This is a genomic window from Micromonospora sp. NPDC050495, from assembly GCF_040655175.1.
GTDB lineage: Bacteria > Actinomycetota > Actinomycetes > Mycobacteriales > Micromonosporaceae > Micromonospora.
In genome coordinates this window covers 119,406-144,919 of the sequence record NZ_JBFAJK010000002.1, presented here as the reverse complement: position 1 = coordinate 144,919, position 25,514 = coordinate 119,406, and the positions used below count along the sequence as shown (strand labels likewise).

20 protein-coding genes and 2 pseudogenes are annotated in these 25,514 nt (G+C 72.9%); 12 read left to right on the top strand and 10 right to left on the bottom strand.

Going from position 1 to position 25,514, the window contains the following annotated elements; all coding sequences use genetic code 11:
- Positions 1 to 67: 67 nt before the first annotated feature.
- Entirely contained in the window at positions 68 to 3,703 is a 3,636-nt protein-coding gene (locus tag AB0I11_RS03905) for a nitrate reductase subunit alpha (RefSeq protein ID WP_357313466.1), read from the bottom strand.
- Between the two features lie 389 nt (positions 3,704 to 4,092).
- Here AB0I11_RS03905 and AB0I11_RS03900 point away from each other — a divergent pair, with 389 nt between their 5' ends.
- From AB0I11_RS03900 to AB0I11_RS03880, 5 genes and pseudogenes are all read left to right on the top strand, one after another.
- Positions 4,093 to 4,389 carry a FeoA family protein gene (locus AB0I11_RS03900; RefSeq protein WP_357312485.1) on the top strand — a complete coding sequence of 99 codons (297 nt, stop codon included), beginning with the start codon at positions 4,093 to 4,095 and terminating at the stop codon, positions 4,387 to 4,389.
- Positions 4,386 to 6,335 (top strand): ferrous iron transporter B, encoded by a 1,950-nt coding sequence (locus AB0I11_RS03895; RefSeq protein WP_357312478.1) that lies wholly within the window; start codon positions 4,386 to 4,388, stop codon positions 6,333 to 6,335. The genes AB0I11_RS03900 and AB0I11_RS03895 overlap by 4 nt, the downstream gene beginning before the upstream one ends.
- Before the next feature lie 61 nt (positions 6,336 to 6,396).
- Positions 6,397 to 6,987 carry a NifU family protein gene (locus AB0I11_RS03890; RefSeq protein WP_357312473.1) on the top strand — a complete coding sequence of 197 codons (591 nt, stop codon included), beginning with the start codon at positions 6,397 to 6,399 and terminating at the stop codon, positions 6,985 to 6,987.
- Positions 6,988 to 7,136: 149 nt separating this feature from the next.
- The gene (locus AB0I11_RS03885) at positions 7,137 to 8,366 is read left to right on the top strand and encodes an MFS transporter (protein WP_357312468.1); all 1,230 of its coding nucleotides are present in this window, start codon (positions 7,137 to 7,139) and stop codon (positions 8,364 to 8,366) included.
- Positions 8,367 to 8,569: 203 nt separating this feature from the next.
- Positions 8,570 to 9,273 (top strand): annotated as a pseudogene (locus tag AB0I11_RS03880) (DegT/DnrJ/EryC1/StrS family aminotransferase); the annotation flags it as partial.
- Here the strand turns inward: AB0I11_RS03880 and AB0I11_RS03875 are convergent.
- Entirely contained in the window at positions 9,237 to 9,785 is a 549-nt protein-coding gene (locus AB0I11_RS03875; RefSeq protein WP_357312465.1) for a hypothetical protein, read from the bottom strand. The pseudogene AB0I11_RS03880 and the gene AB0I11_RS03875 overlap by 37 nt on opposite strands.
- Positions 9,779 to 10,741 (bottom strand): hypothetical protein, encoded by a 963-nt coding sequence (locus tag AB0I11_RS03870; protein WP_357312462.1) that lies wholly within the window; start codon positions 10,739 to 10,741, stop codon positions 9,779 to 9,781. The genes AB0I11_RS03875 and AB0I11_RS03870 overlap by 7 nt, the downstream gene beginning before the upstream one ends.
- 403 nt (positions 10,742 to 11,144) lie before the next feature.
- Here AB0I11_RS03870 and rfbB point away from each other — a divergent pair.
- Positions 11,145 to 12,141 (top strand): annotated as a pseudogene (rfbB, locus tag AB0I11_RS03865) (dTDP-glucose 4,6-dehydratase).
- A 121-nt stretch (positions 12,142 to 12,262) separates the two neighbouring features.
- On the opposite strand, the gene AB0I11_RS03860 reads toward rfbB, so the two are convergent.
- Positions 12,263 to 12,901: a hypothetical protein gene (locus AB0I11_RS03860; RefSeq protein WP_357312459.1), complete on the bottom strand. Its 639-nt coding sequence runs from the start codon at positions 12,899 to 12,901 to the stop codon at positions 12,263 to 12,265.
- Between the two features lie 18 nt (positions 12,902 to 12,919).
- A complete protein-coding gene (locus AB0I11_RS03855; RefSeq protein ID WP_357312455.1) occupies positions 12,920 to 13,645 on the bottom strand; it encodes a hypothetical protein in 726 nt (241 codons plus the stop codon).
- 85 nt (positions 13,646 to 13,730) lie between these two features.
- On the opposite strand from AB0I11_RS03855, the gene AB0I11_RS03850 reads away from it, so the two are divergent.
- Positions 13,731 to 16,613, top strand: a complete 2,883-nt coding sequence (locus tag AB0I11_RS03850) for a BTAD domain-containing putative transcriptional regulator (protein WP_357312451.1) — start codon at positions 13,731 to 13,733, stop codon at positions 16,611 to 16,613.
- A 44-nt stretch (positions 16,614 to 16,657) separates the two neighbouring features.
- On the opposite strand, the gene AB0I11_RS03845 is transcribed toward AB0I11_RS03850, so the two are convergent.
- Positions 16,658 to 17,386: a DsbA family protein gene (locus AB0I11_RS03845; RefSeq protein ID WP_357312446.1), complete on the bottom strand. Its 729-nt coding sequence runs from the start codon at positions 17,384 to 17,386 to the stop codon at positions 16,658 to 16,660.
- A gap of 34 nt (positions 17,387 to 17,420) precedes the next feature.
- Positions 17,421 to 17,783, bottom strand: coding sequence for a ferredoxin (gene fdxA, locus AB0I11_RS03840; protein ID WP_357312440.1), 363 nt, complete (start codon positions 17,781 to 17,783; stop codon positions 17,421 to 17,423).
- Between the two features lie 362 nt (positions 17,784 to 18,145).
- Here fdxA and AB0I11_RS03835 point away from each other — a divergent pair, with 362 nt between their 5' ends.
- The 4 genes from AB0I11_RS03835 to AB0I11_RS03820 all read left to right on the top strand — a co-directional run bounded on the left by AB0I11_RS03835 (position 18,146) and on the right by AB0I11_RS03820 (position 21,434).
- Positions 18,146 to 19,210 carry a nitroreductase family protein gene (locus tag AB0I11_RS03835; protein WP_357312437.1) on the top strand — a complete coding sequence of 355 codons (1,065 nt, stop codon included), beginning with the start codon at positions 18,146 to 18,148 and terminating at the stop codon, positions 19,208 to 19,210.
- Positions 19,211 to 19,214: 4 nt separating this feature from the next.
- Complete coding sequence (locus AB0I11_RS03830; protein WP_357312432.1) at positions 19,215 to 20,348, top strand: ATP-binding cassette domain-containing protein; 1,134 nt, start codon at positions 19,215 to 19,217, stop codon at positions 20,346 to 20,348.
- 197 nt (positions 20,349 to 20,545) lie between these two features.
- Positions 20,546 to 21,019, top strand: a complete 474-nt coding sequence (locus AB0I11_RS03825) for a universal stress protein (protein WP_357312426.1) — start codon at positions 20,546 to 20,548, stop codon at positions 21,017 to 21,019.
- A 22-nt stretch (positions 21,020 to 21,041) separates the two neighbouring features.
- Positions 21,042 to 21,434 carry a PLD nuclease N-terminal domain-containing protein gene (locus tag AB0I11_RS03820; RefSeq protein WP_357312420.1) on the top strand — a complete coding sequence of 131 codons (393 nt, stop codon included), beginning with the start codon at positions 21,042 to 21,044 and terminating at the stop codon, positions 21,432 to 21,434.
- 162 nt (positions 21,435 to 21,596) lie between these two features.
- Here the strand turns inward: AB0I11_RS03820 and gap are convergent, their stop codons facing one another.
- The 3 genes from gap to AB0I11_RS03805 all read right to left on the bottom strand — a co-directional run bounded on the left by gap (position 21,597) and on the right by AB0I11_RS03805 (position 24,370).
- Entirely contained in the window at positions 21,597 to 22,610 is a 1,014-nt protein-coding gene (gene gap / locus AB0I11_RS03815) for a type I glyceraldehyde-3-phosphate dehydrogenase (RefSeq protein WP_357312417.1), read from the bottom strand.
- Positions 22,611 to 22,983: 373 nt separating this feature from the next.
- Positions 22,984 to 23,655 (bottom strand): SRPBCC family protein, encoded by a 672-nt coding sequence (locus AB0I11_RS03810; protein ID WP_357312413.1) that lies wholly within the window; start codon positions 23,653 to 23,655, stop codon positions 22,984 to 22,986.
- A gap of 100 nt (positions 23,656 to 23,755) precedes the next feature.
- Positions 23,756 to 24,370 carry a TetR family transcriptional regulator gene (locus AB0I11_RS03805; protein WP_357312411.1) on the bottom strand — a complete coding sequence of 205 codons (615 nt, stop codon included), beginning with the start codon at positions 24,368 to 24,370 and terminating at the stop codon, positions 23,756 to 23,758.
- Between the two features lie 112 nt (positions 24,371 to 24,482).
- Here AB0I11_RS03805 and AB0I11_RS03800 point away from each other — a divergent pair, with 112 nt between their 5' ends.
- The gene (locus AB0I11_RS03800; protein ID WP_357312408.1) at positions 24,483 to 25,370 is read left to right on the top strand and encodes an NAD(P)H-binding protein; all 888 of its coding nucleotides are present in this window, start codon (positions 24,483 to 24,485) and stop codon (positions 25,368 to 25,370) included.
- The last annotated feature ends 144 nt before the right edge of the window (positions 25,371 to 25,514 follow it).

Below are 25,514 nucleotides of genomic sequence, written 5' to 3'. Positions count from 1 at the left end.
GCTCGATGAAGCAGGAACACACTCGGGTGACCGAGGGAATCCCCGCCCTTGAGGGCGGCGGAGGATGTCAACAGTACTCCACCTCCTGCGTGCGGCGGCGGATCACGGTGATCTCGTCGCGCTGGCTGCCGATCGGGCCGTAGTAGTTGAAGGCGTAGGTGAGCTGGGCGTGCCCGCCGGCCAGGTGGGTGGGCTTGATCAGCAGCCGGGTCAGCGAGTTGTGGTAGCCGCCCCGCCGGCCGCTCCGCTCCGCCTTCGGCACGTTCACGGTGCGTTCCGGCGAGTGGTACTGGAACACCGTGCCCTCGGGCATCCGGTGGCTGACCACTGCGCGGGCCACCACGACACCGTTGCGGTTGTGCGCCTCGATCCAGTCGTTGTCGCGTACGCCGATGTTGGCGGCGTCCTCGACGCTCAGCCAGATCACCGGGCCGCCCCGGGACAGCGCCAGCATCAACTCGTTGTCGTGGTACATCGAGTGCACCGACCACTTGGCGTGCGGGGTGAGGAACCGTACGGTCACGCCACCGTCGACCAGCTCGCCCGGCCTGCCGAAGTGCCGCGCCATGTTCAGCGGTGGCCGGAAGGCCGGCAGCTGCTCCCCCAGCTCCGCCACCCAGTCGTGTTCGACGAAGAAGTGCTGCCGGCCGGTCAGGGTGTGCCAGGGCTTGTGCCGTTCCACGTTGAGGGTGAACGGCGAGTAGCGGCGGCCGCCCTTCTCCGAGCCGGACCATTCCGGGCTGGTGAAGACCGGCTGCGGCGCCCGCTGGGTGTCCGGGTAGGTGATCCGGTCCTGCTCGTGGCCGGCGACCAGGTCCGCGAACGGCTGCCCGGTCCGCTGCTCCAGGGCGGCGAAGCCGGCCGCGGCCACCCGGCCGTTGGTGGTGCCGGACAGCGCCAGGATCGCCTCGCACATCCGGTCGGCGGTGGCCAGCGACGGTCGCCCGGCGTACGGCCCGTCGGTGACGACCCCGTTCTGGTGCCGCAGGTACTCCAGCTCCGGGGTGACGTCGACGGTGAGCGCCTTCGTGGTGGTGCCGAGCGTGTCGAGCAGCGGCCCGACGGCGCGCATCTTCGCGCCGATCCGCGGGTAGTCCCGCTCGATCTCGACGAGCTTCGGCATGGTCGACCCGGGCACCGGCGGGCACTCGCCGGCCTTCCAGTCCCGTACCCGGCCGCCCGGCGTGGCCAGCTCGTCCGGGGTGTCGTGCTGCAGCGGCACGGCCAGCACGTCGCGGCGCACCCCCAGGTGGGTGACGGCCAGCTCGCCGACCTTGTCGGCCAGGGCGAGGAAGGTGTCGTAGTCGGTGTGCGCGTCGTTGGGCGGGTCGACCGCCGGGCTGAACGCGTGCACGAACGGGTGCATGTCGGTGGTGGAGATGTCGTGCTTCTCGTACCAGGTGGCGGCGGGCAGGACCACGTCGGAGTGCAGGCCGGTGTTGGTCATCCGGAAGTCGAGCGCGGTGAGCAGGTCGAGCTTGCCGATCGGCGCCTCGTCCCGCCAGACGACGTCGCGCGGCCGCTGGCCCGGCTCGCATTCCGTGGCGGTGGCCGACGCGTCCACCCCGAGCAGGTGGCGCATGAAGTACTCGTTGCCCTTGCCGGAGGAGCCGAGCAGGTTGGCCCGCCACAGGGTCAGGCAGCGGGGGAAGTTCGCCGGGTCGTCGGGGTCCTCGGCCACGCTGCGCAGCCGACCAGCCGTCAGCTCGGCGACGATGTGCTCCTGCACGCTGACCCCGGCCGCCGCCGCCTCGTCGGTCAGCTCCAAGGGGTTGCGGTTGAACGCCGGGTGGCCCGGGCTCCAGCCCATCCGCTGCGCGGCGGCCACCGTGTCGGCGAAGCTCATGCCGGCGAACCGGCCGGTGCCCAGCGGTGAGGACAGCTCGTCGGCCGGCACCCGCTCGTAGCGCCACTGGTCGGTGTGCAGGTACCAGAACGGGGTGCTGGCCTGGTGCCGCATCGGCCGCTGCCAGTCGAACGCGAAGGACAGGTGCTGCTGGCCGGTGACCGGGCGAGCCTTCTCCTGCCCGACGTAGTGCGCCCAGCCACCGCCGTTGACGCCCTGGCAGCCGGTCAGCGTCACCAGCGAGATGAACGCCCGGTAGGTCATGTCGGAGTGGAACCACTGGTTGGCGCCGGCACCGAGGACGATCAGGGAGCGGCCCCGGCTGCGCTCGGCGTTGCGGGCGAACTCCCGGCCGATCCGGGCCGCCAGGGCGGCCGGTACGCCGGTGATGCGCTCCTGCCAGGCCGGGGTGTTCGGGGCGTCCGCGTCGTCGTACCCGGTGGGCCACTCGCCCGGCAGGTCGCCGCGGCGCACCCCGTACTGGGCCAGCACCAGGTCGTAGACGGAGGTGACCAGGTGCTCGCCGACGCGCCGCACCGGCACGCCGCGGCGCATCGTGCTGCCGCCCTCGGTGTCGCCGACGTCGAAGCGGGCCAGGTCGACCGGCACCGCCTCGTCGGCGAGTTCGAGCAGCCCCAGCGCCGGCACGACGTCGCCGAGGTCGAGGTTCCAGCGGCCGGCGCCGGCCTCGCCGTACCGGAAGCCCAGCGACCCGTTCGGCGCGACCAGTTCGCCGGTGCGCTCGTCGACCAGGACCGTCTTGTGCGCGCCGTCCGCCTCGCCCAGGTCGGCGGCGGTCAGGAAGCGGTCCGCGGTCCAGGCGCCGTCGGTGGTCGGCCGGAGGGTGACCAGGAACGGCAGGTCGGTGTAGCGGCGTACGTAGTCGACGAAGTAGGGCACCGTACGGTCCCGGAAGAACTCGGTGAGCACGACGTGGCCCATCGCCATCGCCAGCGCGCCGTCGGTGCCCGGGTGGGGGGCGAGCCAGTCGTCGGCGAACTTCACGTTGTCGGCGTAGTCGGGGCTGACCGCGACGACCTTGGTGCCCCGGTAGCGGGCCTCGGCCAGGAAGTGGGCGTCCGGGGTGCGGGTCACCGGGATGTTCGAGCCCCACATCATCAGGTACGTGGCGTTCCACCAGTCGCCGGCCTCGGGCACGTCGGTCTGGTCACCCCAGATCTGCGGCGAGGCGACCGGCAGGTCGGCGTACCAGTCGTAGAAGCTGAGCAGGGTGCCGCCGAGCAGCGCGTGGTAGCGGGTGCCCGCGGCGAACGAGGCCATCGACATCGCCGGGATGGGCGAGAACCCGACGACGCGGTCCGGGCCGTACGTCCTGGTGGTGTAGACGTGCGCGGCGGCGACCATCGTGATCACCTCGTCCCAGCCAGCGCGCACGAAACCGCCGCGGCCCCGCTGGCTCTTGTAGGCGCGCGCCTTGAGCGGGGTCTCCACGATGTCGGCCCAGGCCAGCACCGGGTCGCCCAGGCGGCGCAACCCGTCGCGGAACATCTCCGCCAGCACGCCGCGGACGTAGGGATGGCGCACCCGCGACGGCGAGTACTCGTACCAGGAGAAGGACGCGCCGCGGGGGCAGCCCCGGGGCTCGTAGTCCGGCGAGTCGGGCCCGGTGCTCGGGTAGTCGGTGGCCTGGTGCTCCCAGGTGATCAGGCCGTCGGTGACGAAGACGTTCCACGAGCAGGATCCGGTGCAGTTGACGCCGTGGGTGGAGCGGACCACCCGGTCGTAGCGCCACCGGTCCCGGTAGAAGCGGTCCCAGTCGTTGTCGTCGACCTGGTGCAGCGTACGGCCGTGGTCGCCGACCGTCTCCCGGGTCAGGAAACGGCGGGCGGCCAGCAGCGGCGCCGTACCCGGCACGTGGTCCGTCGTGGGGATCGGGGCGGGGTCGGGCGAGCGGCGCGATGGCACGGTGGTTGCTCCTCAGCGGCGGGCGACGGCGGCGGCCCGGTGTCGCGGTGACCCGGGCGGGTCACGCCGACCAGCCTGCGCGATCAAGAACCGGTGATCGGGAGGCGCGGGTCCCGAAAGCCCGGGACCAAGGTCCGCAGCTGGACAGAAGGGCGGAGCGGCGCGTTTCGGACACGGCGGGATTCCGCGACGCCCGCGTCCCGTGTCCGGTCCGGGACCATGGTCCACCCCGGACGGGCCTGAGGTCCCGGTTTACGGCCGGCCGGTGAGGTTAGCCTCGCCTCAGGGTCGGCCGGTCGGCCGGCCAGCGGGGAGGATCGATGAACGGGAGCGCGGCGAGTAGCCGGCCGACCGGGCCGCGGGGCCTCGACGGCGTGGAGGTGCCCCTGGCCGACCTGCGTCCCGGGGCGGAGGCGATGGTGGTCGGGGTGGCCTCGGCCGTCTCCCCCGCCGTTGCCCGGCGTCTCGCCGATCTGGGCTTCACCCCGGGCACCCGGGTCCGGGTGGAGCGGCGGGCGCCGCTGCGGGATCCGGTCCTGTACCGCCTGCGGGACTACGCCGTCTGCCTGCGCCGGGCGCAGGCCGCCTGCGTACGGGTGGTCGGGGTGGGCGGGTGACCGGGCGCTGCCACGGCGGCGGTGTCGCCGCGCCCGCGCCGCCCGACACGGTCCGGGTCGCCCTGCTGGGCAGCCCGAACGCCGGCAAGACGAGCGTGTTCAACGCGCTGACCGGGCTCACCGCGAAGACCGGCAACTATCCGGGCGTGACCGTCGCCCGGTACGTCGGCACCTGCCGGCACGGCGACGCCCGCTACACCGTCGAGGACCTGCCCGGCCTGTACAGCCTGGTGCCGATCAGCCCGGACGAGCAGGTGGCGGTGGACGTCCTGGACGGGCGGCGGGACGGCACCGACCGCCCGGACGCGCTGCTGACGGTCGTCGACGCCACCACCCTGCGCCGCTCGCTGGGGCTGCTGGCGCAGGTCCTCGCCCGGGGACTGCCGACCTGCGTGGTGCTCACCTTCACCGACGAGTTGGCCCGCGGGCAGGGGCACCTGGACGTGGCGGCGTTCGCCGCGGCGCTCGGCGTGCCGGTGGTGCCGGTGCTGGGCCATCGCGGGCGGGGCGTGCCGGCGCTGCGCGACCGCCTCGCCGGCTGGCGGGAGTGGTCGGTCCCGGTGGTGCCGCCGCCGGTCGAGCCGGCCGAGCGGGACGCCTGGGTCGACTCGGTGCTCGACTTCGCCGGCTACCGGGCGCCGCAGCCGCACCGGGCCACCCGGCGGATCGACGCGGTGCTGCTGCACCCGTTCTGGGGCACGCTCGTCTTTCTCGCCGTGATGACGCTGTTCTTCCAGACCGTCTTCACCCTCGCCGCGCCGCTGCAGGACGCCGTGGAGTCCTTCTTCGCGCTGCTCGGCCGGCTGGTGGACCGGCACGTGGACACTCCGTGGCTGGCCGGGTTCCTCGGTGACGCGCTGATCGGCGGGGTCGGCGGGGTGCTGGTCTTCGTGCCCCAGATCGCCCTGCTCTTCCTCCTGCTCGCCCTCCTCGAAGGGGTGGGCTACCTGCCCCGGGCCGCGTTCCTGATGGACCGGGTGATGGCCCGGGTAGGGCTGGAGGGGCGGGCCTTCGTCGCGCTGCTCTCCTCGTTCGCCTGCGCCATCCCCGGGATCATGGCGACCCGCACCCTGCCGTCGGCCCGCGACCGGCTGGCCACCATGCTCGCCGCGCCGCTGATGACCTGCTCGGCCCGGCTGCCGGTGTACGTGCTGCTGATCAGCCTGCTGGTCGACCCGTCGGCACGGTGGGGGCCGTTCGGCGCGCAGGGCCTGGTCATGTTCGGCATGTACCTGCTCGGCGCGGTGTCGGCGATGCTCGCCGCCGGGTTCGTCCAGCGCGTCGTGCACCGGCGGGGCACGGCGATGCCGTTCTACCTGGAGCTGCCGCCCTACCGGCTGCCGTCGGCCCGGTCCGTGCTGGTGGCGATGTGGGACGCCGCGAAGTCGTTCGTCCGCAAGTGCGCCACCATCATCCTGGTCACCACGGCGGCGCTGTGGCTGCTGCTCAACCTCCCGCAGCACTCCGGCGCGGAGCTGCGGGCCGCCGGGGTGGACACCGGCAGTCCGGCCGCGGTGTCGGCGTACGTGGTGGACCACAGCTACGCCGCCGGCCTGGGCCGGCTGGTGGAGCCTGCCTTCGCCCCGCTGGGCTTCGACTGGCGGGTCAGCGTCGGGGTGCTGTCGGCCCAGTCGGCCCGGGAGACGTTCGTCGCCACCCTCGGCCAGGTGGCCGCCGCCGAGGACCCCGAGCACCCGACGCGGGCGCTACGGCACCTCACCTACCCGGACGGTCCGCACGCCGGCCAGCCGGTCCTCACCCCGCCCACCGTGGTGGCGCTGCTGGTCTGGTTCGCGTACGCCCTGCAGTGCATGGCCACGGTCGGCGCGATCCGCCGCGAGACCGGCAGCTGGAAGTGGCCCCTCGCCGCGTTCGGCTGTCTCACCGGCCTCGCCTGGGTGCTGGCCCTCCTGGCCCGGACCCTCACCACCGTGTTCCTGTCCTGATCGAGCGAGTCATCGGCACGGCGCCGCGGTGCCTGATCGCGGCGCGGAACGGAGGGCCGGCATGAGCGTCGTACCCCTGCACCCCCAGGCGGACCCGGCCCGGCCGGAGCGGGTCCGGTGGATCGTGCCCACCGGCGCCGTGCCGGTGACCGGCGCGGTGGCCGCGGCACCGGCGGCGCTGGCCGGGTTGCTGGCCGACGGTGTGCTCACCGCCGTGCTGGTGGAGGCCGGCGCGGTGGTGACCGATCTCGCTCCGGGCCGCCGCTGGGCCGCCGACGGCGCGCGGGTCCGCACGGCGCTGCACGCGGCCCTCGCCGAACCCGCCGGCTGGGTCACCCGCTCCGGCCCGGCCCCGGACGACGACGCGACGCTCCGGGAGTCGGTCCGGCGGCTGCTGGACGGGCCGGTCGGTGACGTGGCCCGGTCCCACGGCGGGCGCATCGACCTGGTCGACGTCCACGACGGGCAGGTGCGGGTCCGGCTGGCCGGCGCCTGCCAGGGCTGCCCGGCGGCCCGGCACACCCTGCGGCACCGGCTGGAGGCCGAGCTGCGCCGCCACCACCCGCGGCTGCGCGGCGTGGTCGACCTCGCGCCCGCGCCCTGGACGGGACGACACCGCGACACCGTTCAGCGCCGGCTCGACCACGACTAGCTGAGAACATCCGGCCCCAGGTCCCGCCCGGGCTGGGACTTCCGACCCTGACCGGCCCGGTTCAGGGGCCGCAGGATCGACGAGACAGCAGGCGGCCCCTGCTCCTGCGGTTCCTGGGCCGACGGCGCCCGCCACGAGGGAGATGAGCGATGACAATGACCCGTGACAGACAGCAGGTGGCGGGCCGACCGGCGGCGCAGCCCGTCCGGAGCACCGCGGCTCCGCTCCAGCTCGCCGTCGCCACGCTCGGCTTCCTGGTCAACTTCTGGGCGTGGGCGCTGCTCGGGCCGCTCGGTCCCGGCATCAAGGAGCGGCTGGGGTTGAGCTTCACGGCCCAGTCCCTGCTGGTGGCCGTCCCGGTGGTGGTGGGGTCGCTCGGCCGCGTGCCGGTCGGCGCGCTCACCGACCGGTACGGGGCACGGCTGGTGTTCCCGCTGGTCACCCTGGCCACCATCGTTCCGGTGCTGACGCTGACCACGGTCTCCTCGTACGCCGCCCTGATCGTGACCGGCTTCTTCCTCGGCATCGGCGGCACCGCCTTCGCCGTGGGCGTCCCGCACGTCTCCGCGTGGTATCCGCCGGCCCGGCGGGGCTTCGCCATCGGGCTGTTCGGCGTCGGGATGGGCGGCACGGCGATCGCGAACTTCACCACCGTCCGGCTGGCCGACGCCTACGGTGAGCGGGCGCCGTTCCTGCTCGTCGCCGCCATCCTCGCCGGGTACGCGGTCCTGGCGTTCCTGCTGCTGCGGGACGCCCCGGGCCGGGTCCGACCGATCGGCTCGGCCTGGCAGCGGCTGGCCGGCGTCGGCCGGCTCACCGTCACCTGGCAGCTGTGCTTCCTGTACGCGGTCGGCTTCGGCGGCTTCGTGGCCTTCAGCGTCTACCTCCCCGCCTACCTGCGCACCACGTACGAGCTGAGCCCCGCCGACGGGGCGCTGCGAACCGCCGGGTTCGTGGTGCTGGCGGTGGCCGCCCGGCCCGTCGGGGGCTGGCTGTCCGACCGGCTGCACCCGGTGCCGGTGCTGGTCTGGTGCTTCGCCCTGGTGGCCACCCTGGCCGTGGTGCAGGCCTTCGAGCCGCCGCTGATGCCGGTGGGCACCGTGGCCCTCCTCGGCATGGCGGCCCTGCTCGGCGCCGCCAGCGGAGCCGTCTTCGCCCTGGTCGGCAAGGTGGCCCCCGCCGCGCAGGTGGGCGCGGTCACCGGGCTGGTCGGCGCGGCCGGCGGCCTCGGCGGGTTCGTGCCGCCGCTGGTCATGGGCTGGGTGTACGGCGTGCAGGGTTCGTACGCGATCGGGCTCATGCTGTTGTCGGACGTGGCCCTGGCCGCCGCGGTCTTCACCGCCGTCAAGATGAGCGGACTCGCCCACCGCCCGCAATAGCCGGGCGTGCGTGGCCACCGCACGTCGGCGTGCACCGCGACCGTCGCGTCCACCCCGCGGACGCCGCATCACCGGGACCGCACCCCGGGTGCTGCCATACCCACGCTTGTCGACCCGTGCTCCATGACGGCTTGAACCGGGTTCGAAACGCTGGTCCGCGACCGCACGGCGGCAGCGGGCCAGACGTGATGAAGGGGGCTGCGATGAGCGCCGACTCGACAGGTGCCGACCAGGTCAGCGGGGAGAAGGCTCAGATCCTTGCCCTGGTCAGGAAGTGCCACCACGAAGGGGTCCGGCATGGCTTCGTCCCCGGGGTGACGCCCATCCTCTCCTCGGGTGCGACGTTCGACGAGGACGACCGGGCGGCCCTGGTCGAGGCGGCACTGGAGATGCGGGTGGCCGCGGGGTCAGCGCCCGCCGGTTCGAGCGGGAGTTCGCCGCGCTGTTCGGCCTCCGCAAAGCGCACCTGACCAATTCGGGTTCCTCGGCGAACCTCCTGGCGTTGACCGCGCTCACCACGCGTGAGCACGGCGAGCGCCGGCTACGGCCGGGAGACGAGGTGGTCACCGTCGCAGCGGGCTTCCCCACCACCGTCAACCCGATCCTGCAGAACGGTCTGGTGCCGGTCTTCATCGACGTCGAACTCGGTACCTACAACACCACGCCGGAGCGGATCGCGGCGGCCATCGGGCCGCGCACGAAGGCGATCATGGTGGCCCACGCGCTGGGCAATCCGTTCGCCGTCGCCGAGGTCGCCGACCTGGCGAAGGAACGTGGCCTCTTCCTGATCGAGGACAACTGCGACGCGGTGGGATCGACGTACCAGGGCCAGCTGACCGGGACGTTCGGCGACATGGCGACCGTGAGCTTCTATCCCGCGCACCACCTGACGATGGGCGAGGGGGGATCGAGGTCGATCGCGTAGACCGTACCGCCGTAGAGGGCGGAGACCTCCCATACGCCGTTGCCGATCAGGTGCGGTCCGGTCGGGGTGGCCTGCAACCAGCGACGGCCCGGCTGGAATCCCTCGGTCACGAACGACCAACGCCGCCAGGCTCCGCGGTGATGCAGCATCCGGGGGGTGTAGAAAACCCGGCACGGATCGCCGGTGGTGCCACCGGACTCCCAGATCCGGCCCCGCAACGGCCGGCGCACGTCGGCGGGCACCAGGTCATCCGGGTCAAGGCCGCGCAGGACCTCCAGCGGGAACGGGCCGAACACGGCGTCCCGGTAGCGGGTGATGTCGCGGGGGTCGAAGTCGAACTCCGTCGCCCGGGCCAGCCAGTAGCGGCTGCCGGTGGCCGGGTCGAAGTGTCGGCGCACCACCCGGCGCGTCCACGCGTCCAGGTCCGTACCGAGCCAGCGTTCGATGTGCCGGTCCGAAGCGGGCGGGGCGGTGACCGGGGCGGCGGTCAGCACGGCGCCGTCCCGGTCGGCGCGATGCCGTGGTCGTACACGGCTGACAGCGCCTCCGGAAGGTCATCGGGCAGCTCGACCCGTACGGTCGGAAAAGGCGCCCGGTCGACCCGGTCGAAGCGGGACGGGCCCAGTGCCAGCCCGAGGCGCACCCCTTCGGCCGCCATGGCGCTCATCAGGTTCCCGTTGCTGACCGGATGGGTGAAGTTGTCGAGAAACAACTGGCGCACCTCCTTCGCGGTACGCAGCGCCTGGTCGCTCGTACCCGTGCAGATGGGGATGGCGGGGTCGCGCAGCGGCATGCCCGCGATGTACGGCTCGAGGAAGTCGCGCAACGGTTGTTGCAGCGGCGAGTGGAAGGCCACCGGGTGGTCGGGCAGCACGGTGACCATCTCGCCCGGCGCCTCGGCCGCCAGTTCCTCCAGCGCCGCCCGGTAACCGGCGAGGATCAGCAGCCGCAGGTCGCTGCCGCGGACCTGGCCGAGGTCCGCGGCGATGTGGACGCCGGGCCGGGCCGGCCCTTCCAGGAGCGCCTCGTCGAACTCCCGCGGAAAGAACACCGTGGCGATGGCCTCGGCCGGCGCGCCCGGTGCGGGCGGGGGCGCGTTCCGGACCCGGTCCAGCAGGGCGAAGAGCGCCGCCCGGTCCAGCGCGCCGGCCAGGCAGCAGCCGATCAGGCTGCCGAGGCTGATCCCGCCCACCACGGACGGGCTCACCCCGCTCTCCGCCAGCAGGTCCGCCACCGCGAACACGAACGCCGCCTGCCGGATGGCGCCGACGCCGGTACGGAACTCCCGCTCGGGCGGGCTGGGCGCGTCGAGGATCCACTCCGGCGACAGCCCGGTCCACTCCCCCACCTGCGCATACCACCGGCGGACCGAGGAGTGCCGTTCGTACATCTCCCGGCCCATGCCGGGCCGCTCGTTCAGTCCGCCACCGAGAAAATAGGCGAGTGCCACGACCGGACCTCCCGTCGAGCGTCGGCGTCACCGAGGTAAAGGCAGCTCGGGAGGCCGAGACTTCCCGCGGACGCTCGACGGTCGGTCGAGGTTCAGCCGAGCAGGCCGGCCACCGCCCGACCTACCCTTGAGCACGCACCCCTAGCCTGGCGCCTCGCCCGTCACCGAGGTGCCGCCGAGGAGGGAGGCCGTTGTGCCGGAGGACGACCTTGGGGTCCTGGAGTCGGTAATGGAGCGGGCCGTCTGGCTCCTCGACGAGCTCGTGGGCGAGGGCAGGAGACCGCTCACGTTCCAGCTGCCGGATCCGGCCGAACCCGCCGGGCCGTCCCGTTCCGGCATGCCCGGTAGGCCTCCAGGCGACAACGAGCCGGACCCGACCCCAGGTCGGTAGCGTCCCCGGACCGTGAGAATTCTTGTGACCGGCGGCGCCGGCTTCATCGGTTCGCAATACGTACGCATGCTCCTCACCGGGACCGGGCCGGTGCCCGATCCGGTTGGCGTGACCTTTCTGGACAAGCTGACGTACTCGGGTAACGAGAGCAACCTGGCCCCGGTCCGGGACGATCCCCGACTACGCTTCGTGCACGGCGACATCTGCGACTCCGCCCTGGTCGAGAAGGTGCTGCCCGGCCACGACGTGGTGGTCCACTTCGCCGCGGAATCCCACGTGGACCGGCCCATCGACGGCTCCGGCCCGTTCGTGGTCACCAACGTGCTGGGCACCCAGACCCTGCTGGACGCGGCGCTGCGCCACGGCGTACGACGGGTTCCTGCACATCTCCACCGACGAGGTGTACGGGTCGATCGAGGTGGGGTCGTGGACGGAGGACTGGCCGCTGGCACCCCGATCACCGTACTCGGCCACGAAGGCCGCCTCGGACCTGCTGGCGCTGGCCTACCATCGCACCCACGGGCTCGACGTGGTGGTCACCCGTTGCTCCAACAACTACGGTCCGTACCAGTTCCCGGAGAAGGTGATCCCGCGCTTCGTGACCGGGCTGCTCGCCGGCGGCTCGGTGCCCCTGTACGGCGATGGCGGCAACGTCCGTGACTGGCTGCACGTGTATGACCACTGCGTGGGCGTCGCGCTGGCCGTGGCGAAGGGGCGGGCCGGCGAGATCTACCACATCGGCGGCGGCACGGAGCTGACCAACCGGGAGCTGACCGGCCGGCTGCTGGCGGCCTGCGGGGCCGGCTGGGACCGGGTGGTGTCGGTGGCCGACCGCAAGGGCCGTGACCGCCGCTACTCCCTCTGCGTGTACAAGGCCCGGGACGAACTGGGCTACGCCCCGAGCATCGATCTCGACCAGGGCCTCACCGACACGGTGGCCTGGTATCGGGCGAACGAATCGTGGTGGCGGCCGCTGGCCGTCGGCACGCGCACCGGTGCAGCTCAGTAGCCGCCGTACAGCCACCGCGGCGCCGCGCCGCCGGTGGCCCGCCCGACGCGGACCGGGCCACCGGCGCCTCGGGCCTTGGCGGGTGGGCGCCCGGCCGGTGGTGGTGCCGGCCGGGCGGCGGTCAACCGGCCGTCACCTGGTCGGGGGCGACAAGGCCCAGCGCCGCGCCGAGCCCCCGGGCCACCGCCCGCGAGTCGGCGAGCCGGGAGCCGCGGATGAGCAGCGCGGTGGAAACCGGCCAGGCGCTGTTCTGCTCCCGCATCAGTTCGGCGGTCGCCAGGCCGGCCGGCTCACTGGCACCGAGGATTCGGTCGGCGCTCGGGTCGTCGAGGACGTACACCCAGATCCGAAAGGCGCTCGGGGTGTCGGTCACCCCGGGACCCGCCAGGGCCGCCCGCCCGGCCCGCTGGGGCAGGCGCGGGGCCGGGCATCCGAACTGCACCGCGCGCGCCGGATCGACCACGGCCCGACCGTACGCCCCGGCCCAGTCCGGCTCGGCGCGTACCAGGGCGAGGCCGGCCAGCAGATCGGTCCGGACATCCGGGGCACCGGCCCGGCCAGCGTTCTCGACACACATCCGCAACGTCGAACGGGTCGTCACCAGCAGCCCGCTCGTGGTGTCGACATGGGCGTGGTCGTGGTGGTCGTGTTCCCGGTCGGGGCCGGGCACGGCCATCGCCACCACCGCCGCCACGGCCGCTGAGGCGAGGCAGGCCGTCAGGATGGTCAGCACCCGGTTGCGGGCAGACGCGTGGCCCACGGGGTCCCTCCTCCCCGCTCAGGCCAGCACATTTGCGACCGACTGGAAGTCGGCCGGGCTGGGATACCAGTAGGGCCAGTTGCCGCAGCTGTAGCCGACGACCGTGCTGTGCATCAGGCTCGGCGGGTTGCAGACGCCGTTGTCGTCGGCCAGGCCGAACACGTGGCCGAACTCGTGATTGATGAAGCCCCGCCCGACGGTGTCCAGCCGCCCGCCGGAGCTGAACACCAGATAGACGTACGCCCACCGGCTGTCGTAGTGGCCGTGGGCCGCGTCCCATACCGGGTTGTCGTGCACCACGCAGTTGTAGTAGCCGGTCGGGCCGCCGCAGGTGCCGCTCCAGTCCCAGCCGTAATGCACCTCGATCTCGATCGTGGCGCGCGTCGAGGTCGGATACGAGGTGCAGTTGGCGCTGGTCGGCCAGAGGTCGATCCGCCAGCCGCCGACGCCGTCCCAGACGCGCCCGCTACCCATCTCCGTGAGTGTCTGGTTGACGAACGCCCGGCCGGCGCTGTTGCTGACCTTGGAGGTGTCATGCGACTCGATGCAGAACTGCTCGTCGTTCGCGCCAGCGGACGATCCGCTGGTGGCGTAGTGGATGTTGTGCAGGTGACGGCTGGGGGACGGGTTGGGGTGCGAGGCCGAGGCGGGCTCGGCTGGCACCAGCAGCGCGGCGAGGAGCACGGCGACCCAGGTCACCGGCACCCACACCGGCAGCCGCGTCCCGCGATTCGGTTCGGACACGGCACTCTCCTTTCGCGTGGGGGGCGCCGAGCTTTTCAGCCATCGATCTATTCCTGGTATATGCCGATCGGTATCGTTCGATGACATGGAGGCGGGCCTGAGGTTCGGGCTGCTCGGCCCGGTGCAGATCGGCGTCGACGGCGAGCCGGTGCCGCTCGGGCCGCCACGGCAGCGCGCGGTGCTCGCCGCGCTGCTGCTGCACATCAACCGGGTCACCCCGGTGGAGTCCATCATCGACCTGGTCTGGGGCGACGACCCGCCCCGCACCGCCCGCAAGAATGTCCAGCTGCACGTGTGGCGGCTGCGGCAGCTACTCACCGACCGGATACAGTCGGCTCCACCGGGCTATCGGATCACCGCCGCGCCGGCCGAACTGGACCTGTCACGTTTCGAGGCCGAACTGTCCGCCGGGCGCGCCGCGGCGCACGCCGGTGACCTCGACCGAGCCGCCACGTTGTACCAGGCCGCGCTCAAGTTGTGGCGCGGTGCCCCACTGGCCGACATCGCAAATCTCGGTGGCTTGGCCACCAGCGCCGCTCGGCTGGAACGACGGCGGCTCCTGGCGTACGAGGAGTACCTCGACCTCGAGCTGAACCTGGGCCGGCACCAGGAGATCGCCCCGATCCTCGACGACCTGGTCACCCGGTATCCCCTGCACGAACGCTTCGCTGAACAACAGGTCGCGACCTTGCACCGGCTGGGTCGCCGCGGCGAGGCGATCGCGGCGTACCAGCGCTGCCGGCAGGCCCTGGCCGACGGGCTCAACGTGGCGCCGGGGCCGGTCCTGAGCCGGCTCGCCGAACTGGCCCGGCAGCCCCCTTCGGCTGGGGCGGCGGCACCGGGAACGCTGTGCGTACCGCGGCAGTTGCCGCACCCCGGCCCGCGCCTGGTCGGGCGCCAGCGGTCACTGGCCGCGGTTCGGCAGGCGCTCACCGCCGCGCCGGACGGCCGACCCTCGATCTGCGTCGTCACGGGGCCGGCAGGTGTTGGCAAGTCGGCGCTCGCCACCTGGGCCGCACACCAGGTCGCCGGGAATTTTCCCGACGGGCAGCTCTACGCCGACCTGCGCGGCGCCACGGCCGGGCCGCCGCCGCTGGCCCCCCGCGAGGTGCTGGCGCGGTTTCTGCGAGCGCTCAGCGGTCCCGAGGTGGCCGTCGCCGCCGATCCGGACGAGGCGGCGGCCATGCTTTGCTCGCTGCTGGCCGATCGACGGTTGCTGGTGGTGCTCGACAACGCCCGCGACGCCGCGCAGATCCGCCCGCTGCTGCCCGCCGGACGACACTGCGCGGTCCTCGTGACGTCCCGCCGGCACCTCACCGAACTGGACGCCGTGCGGCACCTCGAACTCGGCGTGCTCGACGACCGCGACGCCGTGGAGTTGCTGCGCCAACTCGCCGGCGCCGCGCGGATCGATCGCCAGCCCGCCACCGCGATCCGGCTGGCCCGCCGGCTGGGCGGCCTGCCGCTGGCACTGCGGATCGCCGGTGCGCGGCTGGCTGCCCGGCCGCACTGGAGCCTGGCGATGCTGGACGACCGGCTGGGCGACCGGCGCCGCCGGCTGCCGGAGCTGCGGCTGGGTGACATCGCCGTACGGACGAGCTTCCTGGTCAGCTACCAGCACCTCACCCACCCGCTGGCGCCCCGGCTGTTCCGGCTCGTCGGCGCCGTTGACATGCCGGAACTCACCCCCGCGACAGCGGCGGCCCTGCTCGACGTCGAACCAGCCCATGCCGGCGAGGCGCTGGACGAGCTCATCGACGCGCGCCTGATCGAGGAGACCGCCGAACACCGGTACGTCCTGCACGACCTGATCCGGCTCTTCGCCCGGGAACTGGCCACCGAGGAGACCGAGGCGGGCCGGACGGCTGCCGTGACCCGGGTGCTCGAGCAGCACCTGACGGCCGTCCGCCACGCCGTCGGGCTGCTCCGGCCGGGCACGCGGGCCGCGACCGCCGACGAGCCGGCCCGCTTCGCCGGCCCCGACGACGCCCTGGCCTGGCTGCACGCCGAACGGCCCAACCTGGTCGCGGCCGTGCGTCAGGCCGCCGCCGCGCCGGCCACCGCCCGGTACGCCGTCGAACTGGCCGACAGCCTCTTCCTCTTCTTCGAGATGTGCGGCCACGTCGAGGACTGGATGACCGTGGACCAGGCCGGCCTCGCCGCCGCCGAACGGCTCGGCGACGACATCGCCCGGGCCCGACTGCTGCACGACCTGGCGGTGGCCCGCTTCCACCTGCACGACACGGGCGAGGCGCACCGGCTGCTGCGGGACAGCCTGGCGGTCAGCCGCGCCGCCGGGGACGACGACGGGCAGTCCCGGGCACTGAACCAGCTCGGTGTCCTACACGGGACGGCCGGCAGGTACGACGAAGCGGTGGCCAGCTTCGAGCACGCCCTGCGACTGCGCCGACGCCTCGGCAACCTGCGCTCCTGCGCGGCGACCATGGGCAACATCGGGATGGTCCACCGGCTGGCCGGACGGCACGAGGAGTCGATCCGATGCTGTCGCTCGGCCGCCCGCCTCGCCCGCCGCAGCGCGGCTCCGGAGATCGAGGCAAACGCCTTGGGCAACATCGGCGAAGTGCAGTGCCGGCTCGGCCGCTACCGCGCGGCGTTGGACTACCTGCGGGCGAGCCTGGCCGTTGCCGGAGTGCCGGTCAACGAACGTAACCGGGGCAGCATGATGGGCACCCTCGCCGACGCCTGCCTGGGTGACGGGCAGGCCGGCCCGGCGATCAGGTACGCCGAGCTGGCTGTCGAGGCGATGCGCCGCGCGGACTTCCGGCAGGGTGAGGCGACCGCGCTGCGCCGCCTCGGCACGATGCTCTGCGACCACGGCGACACCGAGCGGGGCGTTCAGCAGCTCCGACTGTCGCTGGCGCTCTTCACGGATCTCGGCGCCGGCGAGGCGGATGACGTTCGGGCGCAACTACGTCTGCGGACCGGGGGCTGGTGTTCTGACGAGTAGTTGCCGATGTCACGAGCCGATGTCCGGGCGGGAGAACTCGATCATCAGGTGGTGATGCAAGACCTTTCGCTCGGCCGCGTCGCGCGGGGTGCTCGCGGGTCCATGAGTAGTTCGGCCAGGTATGCCAGCCCTCGGGTGCCCCGCAGCGCGGTGCCCTCGGGATCCACCACAACGGGTACGACGGGCCCGGCGGCGTCCAGCCAGTCGGTGCGCCATCGCCGCGAGCGGCGCCAGCCGGTCGTGGTCAGTGGTATTCCGTTGGGGGCCGTCGTCGCGCCGAGGATCCGGGTGGTGTGCAACGGCGCGGGGTTGCCGAACCCGGGCGGGGGCAACTCCGGCGAGCTGAGGTAGGGCCCGATGGGGTAGGGCGGATAGGTGAGGCTGGCGACGAGGGCGCGCACGTCGTAGGCGTTACTGAGGTGCTGGCCACGCACCCAGATGGCGTCGAACAGCAGACGACGCAGGTCGTGCTCGACACCGTCGGTGACCGCCTCGGCGTATGCGGAGACGGCTGCTAGCGTGTTGCTGACCAGGGTGAGGGCCGCCTCGGGCGGGTGCTCGCCGGGCAGGGCGAGCAGTTGGCTCTCGACCAACTCGCGTTTCCACCCGTCCGGGTCGGCGGCGACCGGGGTACCGGTCATCGACAGCCTGGGGTTGTGCTCGACCGCCCGCCAGGCGACCTCCGCGCGGCGCTGTCGCAGCAGCGCGTCGACGCGTTGGCTGGCCAGGTAGGAGTAGGGACAGTTGAAGTCGCCGTAGACGATCAGACGCATCGGTGCCTCCCGGGGGACCGGGTCGTGGCGGTGGCTACGTGCCCTCGCCGGTCAGGGTTGTCGGGCGGGGATGTCCGGCGACCAGTGGAGTGTCCACTGCCAGCCGGCCCAGTTTGGCGGCCCCGCCCGGAGATCCGAGCGGGGCGTCGGCTCCCGGCAGCGGCTCAGCGAAGAACCGGGCGTTGTCGTCGGTGAACACCGACCACCGCTCGGGAAGGTCGTCTTCGTAGAAGATCGCCTCGACGGGGCAGACCGGTTCGCAGGCGCCGCAGTCGACGCATTCGTCCGGGTGGATGTATAGCGCCCGGTCGCCTTCGTAGATGCAGTCAACCGGGCATTCCTCCACGCAGGCCCGGTCAAGCACGTCGATGCACGGCTCGGCGATCACGTAGGTCATGGCGCCTCCTGGAGTTTTTACTATCAGCATCGTATAAAACGATGGGGGTGCAGGGCGAGGTGATGTACAGCGCACTTGGCCATTTGCTGCCCGGCACCCGTTCCGCGACGAGCAGTCAGGCGGCGGCACCGACCACGCACCCGTCGATTTCGGCGACGACCGGCAGCGTCGCCAGGTCACGGCTGACGGCCGGCGGGGCGGGTCGGACGGCCCGCCCCGCCGGGCCTTCCGCATCTACCCGCCGGTCCGCCGGTGCCGTGCAATGAGGGCATGGCTGATGGGATGAGCCTTCGTCTCCTCGCCGGCACCGGCCGGGAACGCCCCTGGACAACCGCGGTCACCTCCCGCCTGGAGGCCTGACCATGAGAGCCCGTGCGGTACCGACGTCGCCGCTCTCCGCCGAGGCCGTCGCCGACTGTATCGGCGCCGCCACGCGGGCGCCGTCGATCCACAACACCCAGCCCTGGCGGTTCCGGGTGGGCCGGCGGGACATCGAGGTCTCGGTGGACCGTGACCGGCAGCTGGCCGTCCTCGACCCCACCGGCCGGCAGATGTTCATGAGTGTCGGCGCCGCGGTGTTCAACCTCCGCCTCGCCCTGCTCACCCACGGCAGGGTTCCGGTGCAACGGCTGCTGCCCGACCCGACGCGCCCCGATCTCGTGGCCCGCATCCAGACCTGCCCCACGACCGTACCGACCGCCACGGCCGCCGTCCTGGCGGCGGAGATCGACCGGCGACACACCAACCGGCTCCCGTTCCGTCCCACCGCCATCCCGCGGCCGGTCCTCGACGACCTGATCGGCGCCGCCGCCGCGGAGGGCGCCCGCCTCGCCCTGGCCGAACCGGTCGTCCGCGACGCCATCCTCGCCCTGACCTGGACGGCCGACGAGCGGCTGTTGAAGCAGGCGGCGTACCGGGACGAGCTGGCAACGTGGACCGGTGGCCGCGGGTTGCGGCGGGACGGCGTGCCGGCGTACGCGTACGGCCCGCGGGACCTCGCCCAACGCCTGCCGCTACGCCAGTTCGGCCGTTGCCGCGGCGCGGCCGCCTTCGAGCGGCCGACCCTCGTCGTGCTGCTGACCTGCGGCGACACGCCGTACCACTGGGTGCGCGCCGGGCAGGCGTTGCAGCGGGTCCTGCTCACCGCCACGGCGCGTGGGCTCGCCGCCTCGCCGGTGAACCAGGCCCTGGAGATCCCCGACCTGCGGCGGCTGGTCATCGACCAGGAGGCGGGTTGCTACGCCCAGGCGATCCTGCGGCTCGGGTACGGCGAGCCGGTCCGACCCACCCCACGCCGCGAGGTGCACGACGTCCTGGCGGCGGAGACACCCCGGCCGCCGGGCGATCCCGCCACCGGCGGGCGTCCACGGGAAGACCAGGAACCGAGAGCGGAAGGGGAGGATTGCCATGGCGAGGGTAGGCCTTGACAACGTGACGAAGGTGTTCCCGGGCGGGACCCGGGTGCTCGAGGGCGTGGACCTGACCGTGCCCGAGGGCGAGTTCCTCGTGCTGGTGGGACCGTCCGGCTGCGGCAAGTCCACCCTGCTGCGCGTCATCGCGGGCCTGGAGGAGGCCACCTCCGGGACGGTCTCGTTCGACGACGAGGTCGTCGACGACCTCTCCCCGAAGCAACGCGACGTCGCGATGGTGTTCCAGAACTACGCCCTGTACCCCCACCTGTCGGTGCGGGACAACCTCGCGTTCGGTATGCGTCTGCGGCACGTCCCCGCCCCCGTCCGCGAGCAGCGGGTCCGCGACGTGGCGCAGCTGCTGAGCATCGACGAGCTGCTCGACCGCAAGCCCAAGGCGCTCTCCGGCGGGCAGCGGCAGCGGGTGGCCGCCGGTCGCGCCATCGTCCGCAATCCCCGCGTCCTGCTCATGGACGAGCCGCTGTCCAACCTGGACGCGCTGCTGCGCGTCACGATGCGCGCCGAGCTTCGGCGCCTGCACGCCGAGCACCGCACCACCACCATCTACGTCACCCACGACCAGGTCGAGGCGATGACGCTCGGCGACCGCATCGCGGTGCTCGAAGGCGGCCGGGTGCAGCAGGTCGGCACGCCACACGACCTGTACCACCGGCCGGTCAACGCGTTCGTCGCCGGGTTCATCGGCTCGCCGAGCATGAACCTCGCCGTGGTGCCGGTGCACGCGGGTGCCCCGCCGACCATGGGGGTGGGCGGGCAGCTCTGGCCCGTGCCGGGCCTGGGGGAAGCGGGCCTCGCCGCGCTCGCCGGGGGCCCGGTTCTGCTCGGCCTGCGGCCGGACGCGTTCACCTGGCCGGCTCCGGACGGTGCGCCGGCACTGGACGTCACCGTGACCGCCGTCGAGTTCCTCGGCAACGCCACGCTCGTGCTCTTCGAGCCGCCCGGCCGGGTGTGGCACCCGGCGGACGACACCGATCCGACGGTCGACCACTGGACCGCCCGGCTGGACGGCGACGTCCCGGTCCAGGTCGGCGGCCGCCTGACGGTGGGGGTCGACGTCGACTCCGGGTACCTCTTCGCGCCGGACACCGGCCTGGCGCTGCCGTACGAGGAGGCGATGGTCGCGGTGCCGGCCTAACCGCCGGCACCGGTCACGCCCGGCGTCCGGCACCCGGCGCTGGTCGCCCGGCCGGCGCGCGCCTCGGTGCCGCGAGCGGTGACGGCCTGACCCGATCGACAGGTCGAATGGCCTGCCGCGGCGGGTCCTCCGCGGCTACCCGCACCGCCGACGACGGGTGTGCGATGAGGTCAAAGGACATGGAGGGAGTGCGGGAGATGACCGACAACTATCTGATCGTCGTCGGCGTGGACGGCTCCGATGGCGGGCGGCGCGCCCTCGACTGGGCGACCCGCGAAGCGGCGAGTCGCGGTGGCACAGTGCAGGCGGTGATCGCCTGGCGGTGGGACGGGGCCGAGTCCGGCCCGGTGACCGCTGCCAACCCCGCCGACGAGAAGCAGCACGCCCGCGCCGTCCTCGACCGCGAGATCCAGGCACTCGCGGCCCGTCGAGGCTCGGTGTCACCGGTCGCGGCCGAGGTCGTGGAGGGCAGGGCCGCCGACGTGCTGACACATGCCGCTCGCGGCGCGGACCTGCTCGTTCTCGGCAGCCACGGTCACAGCCGGTTCCGGCACACCGTGCTCGGATCGGTGAGCGAGGAATGCGTACGCAAGGCGGGCTGCCCGGTCGTGGTCATTCCCGTACCCGTGCCGGCGCCGCCCGTCCTGGCGGAGTTGGCCGTGCCGAGCTGACCGCCACGTTCGGCCACCCCTGGTGCGCGGCCGTTGTCGCGGTACCGGGTGGCGCCACCAGGAGGCCGACACGGCGTTCTTCATTCAGGAGTACGGCGCGCTCGGCCGGTTGCGGCAGGTGCTCGACCGGCTCACCACGGCCTGCGCGGGCGCTCTCCACCCGGCCGGCACCTCCCACGAACAGGAGCGAACGATGGGCAAGAAATGGAGTGAGCTGCCCCGCTGGCAGCGCAGGGCGACGGCGGTGCTCGCACCGGTCGAGGTGGTGCTGACGGTCGTGGCCGCGATCGACCTGGCCCGGCGTACGGAGCAACAGGTGCGCGGCCCCAAGGCGGTCTGGTGGCCCGTGCTGTTCGTGCAGCCGGTCGGGCCGGTGGCCTACCTCGGCTGGGGGCGGCGCCGGCCCGGCAAGTGACCGGCACGGCTTCGAGACGAAGCCCATGCCCGAATGGCGCGGTCGGCGCGGATGGCCGGTGCGCTGGACCGCGTGCGAAGGCGGCGACGCGGGTCGGCCGGTCGCAGCGGGCGCCGGGACGACGGTCCCGGCGCCCGCTGCGGCGAAACGTCCGTCCTCAGCTCACTCCGCCCGGGCGAACCGCTCGGTGAGATCGACGAGCCGGTTGAGGTAGCCCCACTCGTTGTCGTACCAGCCGAAGACCTTGACGAACGTGCCGGCGGCCTGCGTCAGGCTCGCGTCGAACACGCACGAGGACGGATCGCCGACGATGTCGCGGGACACCAGGGGCGCCTCGGTGTAGCGCAGGATCCCCCGCATCGGCCCGGCCGCGGCGCCGGCCATCGCGGCGTTGATCTCGTCCCGCGTGGCGGCGCGGATCAGCTCGCAGGTGAGGTCACTGATCGAGCCGTCCTCGACGGGAACGCGCAGCGCGACGCCGTCGAGCCGCCCGGCCAGCTCGGGCAGCACCAGGCCGACGGCCTTCGCGGCTCCGGTGCTGGTCGGGATGATGTTCACGGCCGCGGCGCGGGCCCGGCGCGGGTCCTTGTGCGGCGCGTCGAGCACCAGTTGGTCGTTGGTGTACGCGTGCACGGTGGTCAGGTAGCCGCGCTCCAGCCCGAACGTCTCGTGCAGCACCTTCACCATCGGCGCCACGCAGTTGGTGGTGCACGAGGCGGCGGAGAGGATCCGGTGCGCGACCGGGTCGTACTGATCGGCGTTGACGCCGGGCACCAGCGTCGCGTCGGCGCCCTTGCCCGGAGCGGAGATCAGCACCCGCTTCGCCCCCGCCTTGAGGTGCAGCGCGGCGTCGTCGCGGGCGCGCAGCTTGCCGGTCGACTCGATGACCAGGTCGACGCCGAGGTCACCCCACGGGAGGTCCTCCGGGCTGCGCTGCCGGAAGGTCGGGATGGTCGCACCGGCCACGGTCAGCGCGGCGTCGCCGACGCCGACCTCGTGCGCGAGCCGGCCGAACGTGGAGTCGTGCACCAGCAGGTGGGCCAGCATGCCGGTGTCCCACAGGTCGTTGATCGCCACCACCTCGTAACCGGCGCCGAACATGCCCTTGTCGAGCAGGCAGCGCAGGTAGTTGCGACCGATCCGGCCGAACCCGTTGATCGCGATGCGGTAGGTCATGGTGGTCCCTCCTCGTGGTGGAAAGGTCCGTCACCGGCCGAGGCGTCGTGCGTCCTGTGCACGGGCCGACCGCTAAGCCGTGTCCCGGCCGGCGGCGGGCCTCCACCATCCAGCCTCGCGGCTGGTGCGCTTCCGAGGCAGAGTCCGCGGGCACTCGGGCCAGGGACCTATGGCCCGGCTCCAGCACAACGGGCAGGTCGGCCCGTCTTCCGGGGACCGGAACCGCACGCCGAGCCGTCCGACCGGCGGCAGCCCGCATGACCACCGGCCGCCGGCTGTCAGCAGACGTCCGCCGGGCGGACGTCTGCTGAGCACCGCCCCGTCGTCCGACCGGCACACGCGTCGGTCCCGGCACCCAGAAACCGTCCGGCGGTCAGCCGGGCACGCCGGCCGACTCGCCGGGGGTGGGTTGCTGTGCGGCCAACTTCTCGGCGCGCGCCTTGATGCCGAGCAGCATCCTGCGCTCCATGACCCAACTGCCGGGCTCCATCACCGTGCGGTCGAACGCGGTCCGCAGCAGCGACGGCTTCGCCGTGACGATACGGTTGCGGCTGACCAGCCGGGTGCCGCCGTCGCGCTCCGGCGTCAGCCGGAAGCTCCACAGCCAGCGGTGGTCGTCGGAAAGGAACGCCAGGGCGCGCTCCGGCTCCAGGAGGGCGCAGCGCAGCACCGGGCCGCCGACGCCGACCGGCAGACCGTCGCCGACCTTCAGGTCCTGGAACTGCGGCAGGATCGTGTCGGCGCTGTGCATGTCGAGGCCGAGCAGGTTCTCGATCCAGTCGTAGGTGTACGCACCGCCGCGGCCGCTGCCCATCTGCACCAGCCACGGCCAGACCGCGGCGGGCGGTGCGGCGACGGTCACCGCGCGGGTGGTTTCCAGGTCCGGCCCTTCGATCAGCTCGTCACCGGGCATCTCACCGACGATCTCCATGTTGGTGGCGCCCCAGAAGCGGATCCAGCGTCGCACCGGCACCGGGTAGGCGGCCGCCGCGACCGCGGCGATCAGTGCCGCGCCGCCGACGACCCGCGCTGCGTGCCTGTTCATCACGGCCTCCGTCCGTCGTCGTTCCAGCCGATCGTCACGCCGCCCGCCCAGGGACGGCAGGGCCGGAGGTCGCCCGGCGCGGGGCCGGAGGACCCGACAGCTAGGGGTTGCCCGCCGCGTGGCGCAGTGGGGCGAACGCCTGGTCGGCGTCGGCGACCGCCTCGGGGTGCACGTCGCGTGCGGTCCGCCCGTCGGCGATCTTCTGCCAGTTGGTCCGGGCCAGTACGCGGTGCACCGCGATCACCTGGGCGGCTTGCAGCCGGCCCCGGACACCCGGGTCGAGGGCGGCGGCCAGTGCCTCCTCATCCTCGAGCATGTACTGCAGGAGCCGTCCCGCCAGGCTCGGCGTCATGAACACCAGCCGATGAAACGCCACCACCTCGGGATGATCGTTGAGGCCGGTGACCGGCTCGAAGCGGTCGAGACCGTCCCGGAAGTGCTGGTGCAGCGCCGCGATCGGCGCGACACCGGGGCGCCGGTCGCGGACCACCCGGGCGGCCTCACCGTTGTGGTCCGCGAAGCGGTGCAGGATCAGGTCTTCCTTGCTGGCGAAGTAGCGGAACAGCGTCGGTTTCGACACCTCAGCCGTCGCCGCGATGTCGGACACCGATACCTGGTCGAACCCGCGCGCCAGGAACAGCGAGATCGCCGCGTCAGCGATCGCGTCCCGGGTTCGTACCTTCTTGCGGGCCCGCAGCCCGACCGGCTCGCTCACCTTGCCACGGTAACATCCGTTACCGGGTTGCTTATTTAACTCGGTAACGGTTCAATGGGGGCATGGACCAGACCGACCCTCGCTGCGCCCCACCGACGACCGGGCGGCTGCTATGACACCCACCGGAGAGCCGCCCGTGCTCGTCACCGGGGCGACCGGACGCATCGGCCGGGCGGTGGTCGACCTGCTGACCAACGCGGGCGTGCCGGTCCGTGCCCTCGTGCGCCGCGCCGACTCGGCTGCGACGCTGCCCACCGACGTCGAGATCGTCACGGGCGATCTCACCGTGCCCGAATCTCTCGACGCCGCGCTGCACGCCGTCGGTACGGTATTTCTGGTCTGGACCGCCCCGCCGCAGACCGCGGCGGCCGTCGTCGACCGGCTGGCCGCCCACACACAGCGGGTCGTCTACCTGTCCGCACCGCACCGGACCCCGCACCCGTTCTTCCAGCAACCGAACCCGATGGCGGCGCTGCACGCCGAGATCGAGCGGCTCATCGCGGCCACCGGAGTGGACTCGACGATCATCCGGCCCGGGATGTTCGCGTCGAACGCCCTGCTCTGGTGGGCCGCCGCGATCCGTGGCGACGGCGTGGTCCGGTGGCCGTACGGCGCGGCCGAGACAGCACCGGTCGACGATCGTGACGTGGCCGCGGTCGTCGCGCGGACCCTGCACGAGAGCGGACACGCCGGCGGCGACTACGTCCTGACCGGCCCCGAGTCCCTCACCCAGGCCGAACAGGTACGCATCATCGGCGACGCCCTGGGCCGCCGGTTGACGTTCGAGGAGATGCCGCCCGACGAGTTCCGACGCGCGACCCCGGAAGCCTCCCGCCCGGCCGTGGACATGCTCCTGGCCGCCTGGAATGCCGCGACGGGACGCCCGGCACACGTCACCTCGACGGTGTCCGACCTTCTCGGAAGGCCGGCGCGAACCTTCCGCCAGTGGGCCACCGACCACACCATCTCGTTCACCGGGAACCGCCACCCGACGAGCTGACGGGTCGGCCACAGACCGCAGACGCCTGTCCCACTCCCTGCCGACAGGCCGGGGCGGCACCACACCGCACATGTTTCGCACACGCCGAGCCGCAGCCCGTCGTACCGCCGGTCGCCGAACGCAGCGGCGTGACCAGCGAAAAGA

Bases quoted from the DNA above. Each gene is read 5' to 3' on its own strand.
- AB0I11_RS03900 (WP_357312485.1), top strand. From the start codon at position 4,093: ATGAACGGGAGCGCGGCGAGTAGCCGGCCGACCGGGCCGCGGGGCCTC.
- AB0I11_RS03890 (WP_357312473.1), top strand. From the start codon at position 6,397: ATGAGCGTCGTACCCCTGCACCCCCAGGCGGACCCGGCCCGGCCGGAG.
- AB0I11_RS03885 (WP_357312468.1), top strand. From the start codon at position 7,137: ATGACAATGACCCGTGACAGACAGCAGGTGGCGGGCCGACCGGCGGCG.
- AB0I11_RS03850 (WP_357312451.1), top strand. From the start codon at position 13,731: ATGGAGGCGGGCCTGAGGTTCGGGCTGCTCGGCCCGGTGCAGATCGGC.
- AB0I11_RS03845 (WP_357312446.1), bottom strand. From the start codon at position 17,386: ATGCGTCTGATCGTCTACGGCGACTTCAACTGTCCCTACTCCTACCTG.
- fdxA (WP_357312440.1), bottom strand. From the start codon at position 17,783: ATGACCTACGTGATCGCCGAGCCGTGCATCGACGTGCTTGACCGGGCC.
- AB0I11_RS03835 (WP_357312437.1), top strand. From the start codon at position 18,146: ATGAGAGCCCGTGCGGTACCGACGTCGCCGCTCTCCGCCGAGGCCGTC.
- AB0I11_RS03825 (WP_357312426.1), top strand. From the start codon at position 20,546: ATGACCGACAACTATCTGATCGTCGTCGGCGTGGACGGCTCCGATGGC.
- gap (WP_357312417.1), bottom strand. From the start codon at position 22,610: ATGACCTACCGCATCGCGATCAACGGGTTCGGCCGGATCGGTCGCAAC.
- AB0I11_RS03810 (WP_357312413.1), bottom strand. From the start codon at position 23,655: ATGAACAGGCACGCAGCGCGGGTCGTCGGCGGCGCGGCACTGATCGCC.
- AB0I11_RS03800 (WP_357312408.1), top strand. From the start codon at position 24,483: ATGACACCCACCGGAGAGCCGCCCGTGCTCGTCACCGGGGCGACCGGA.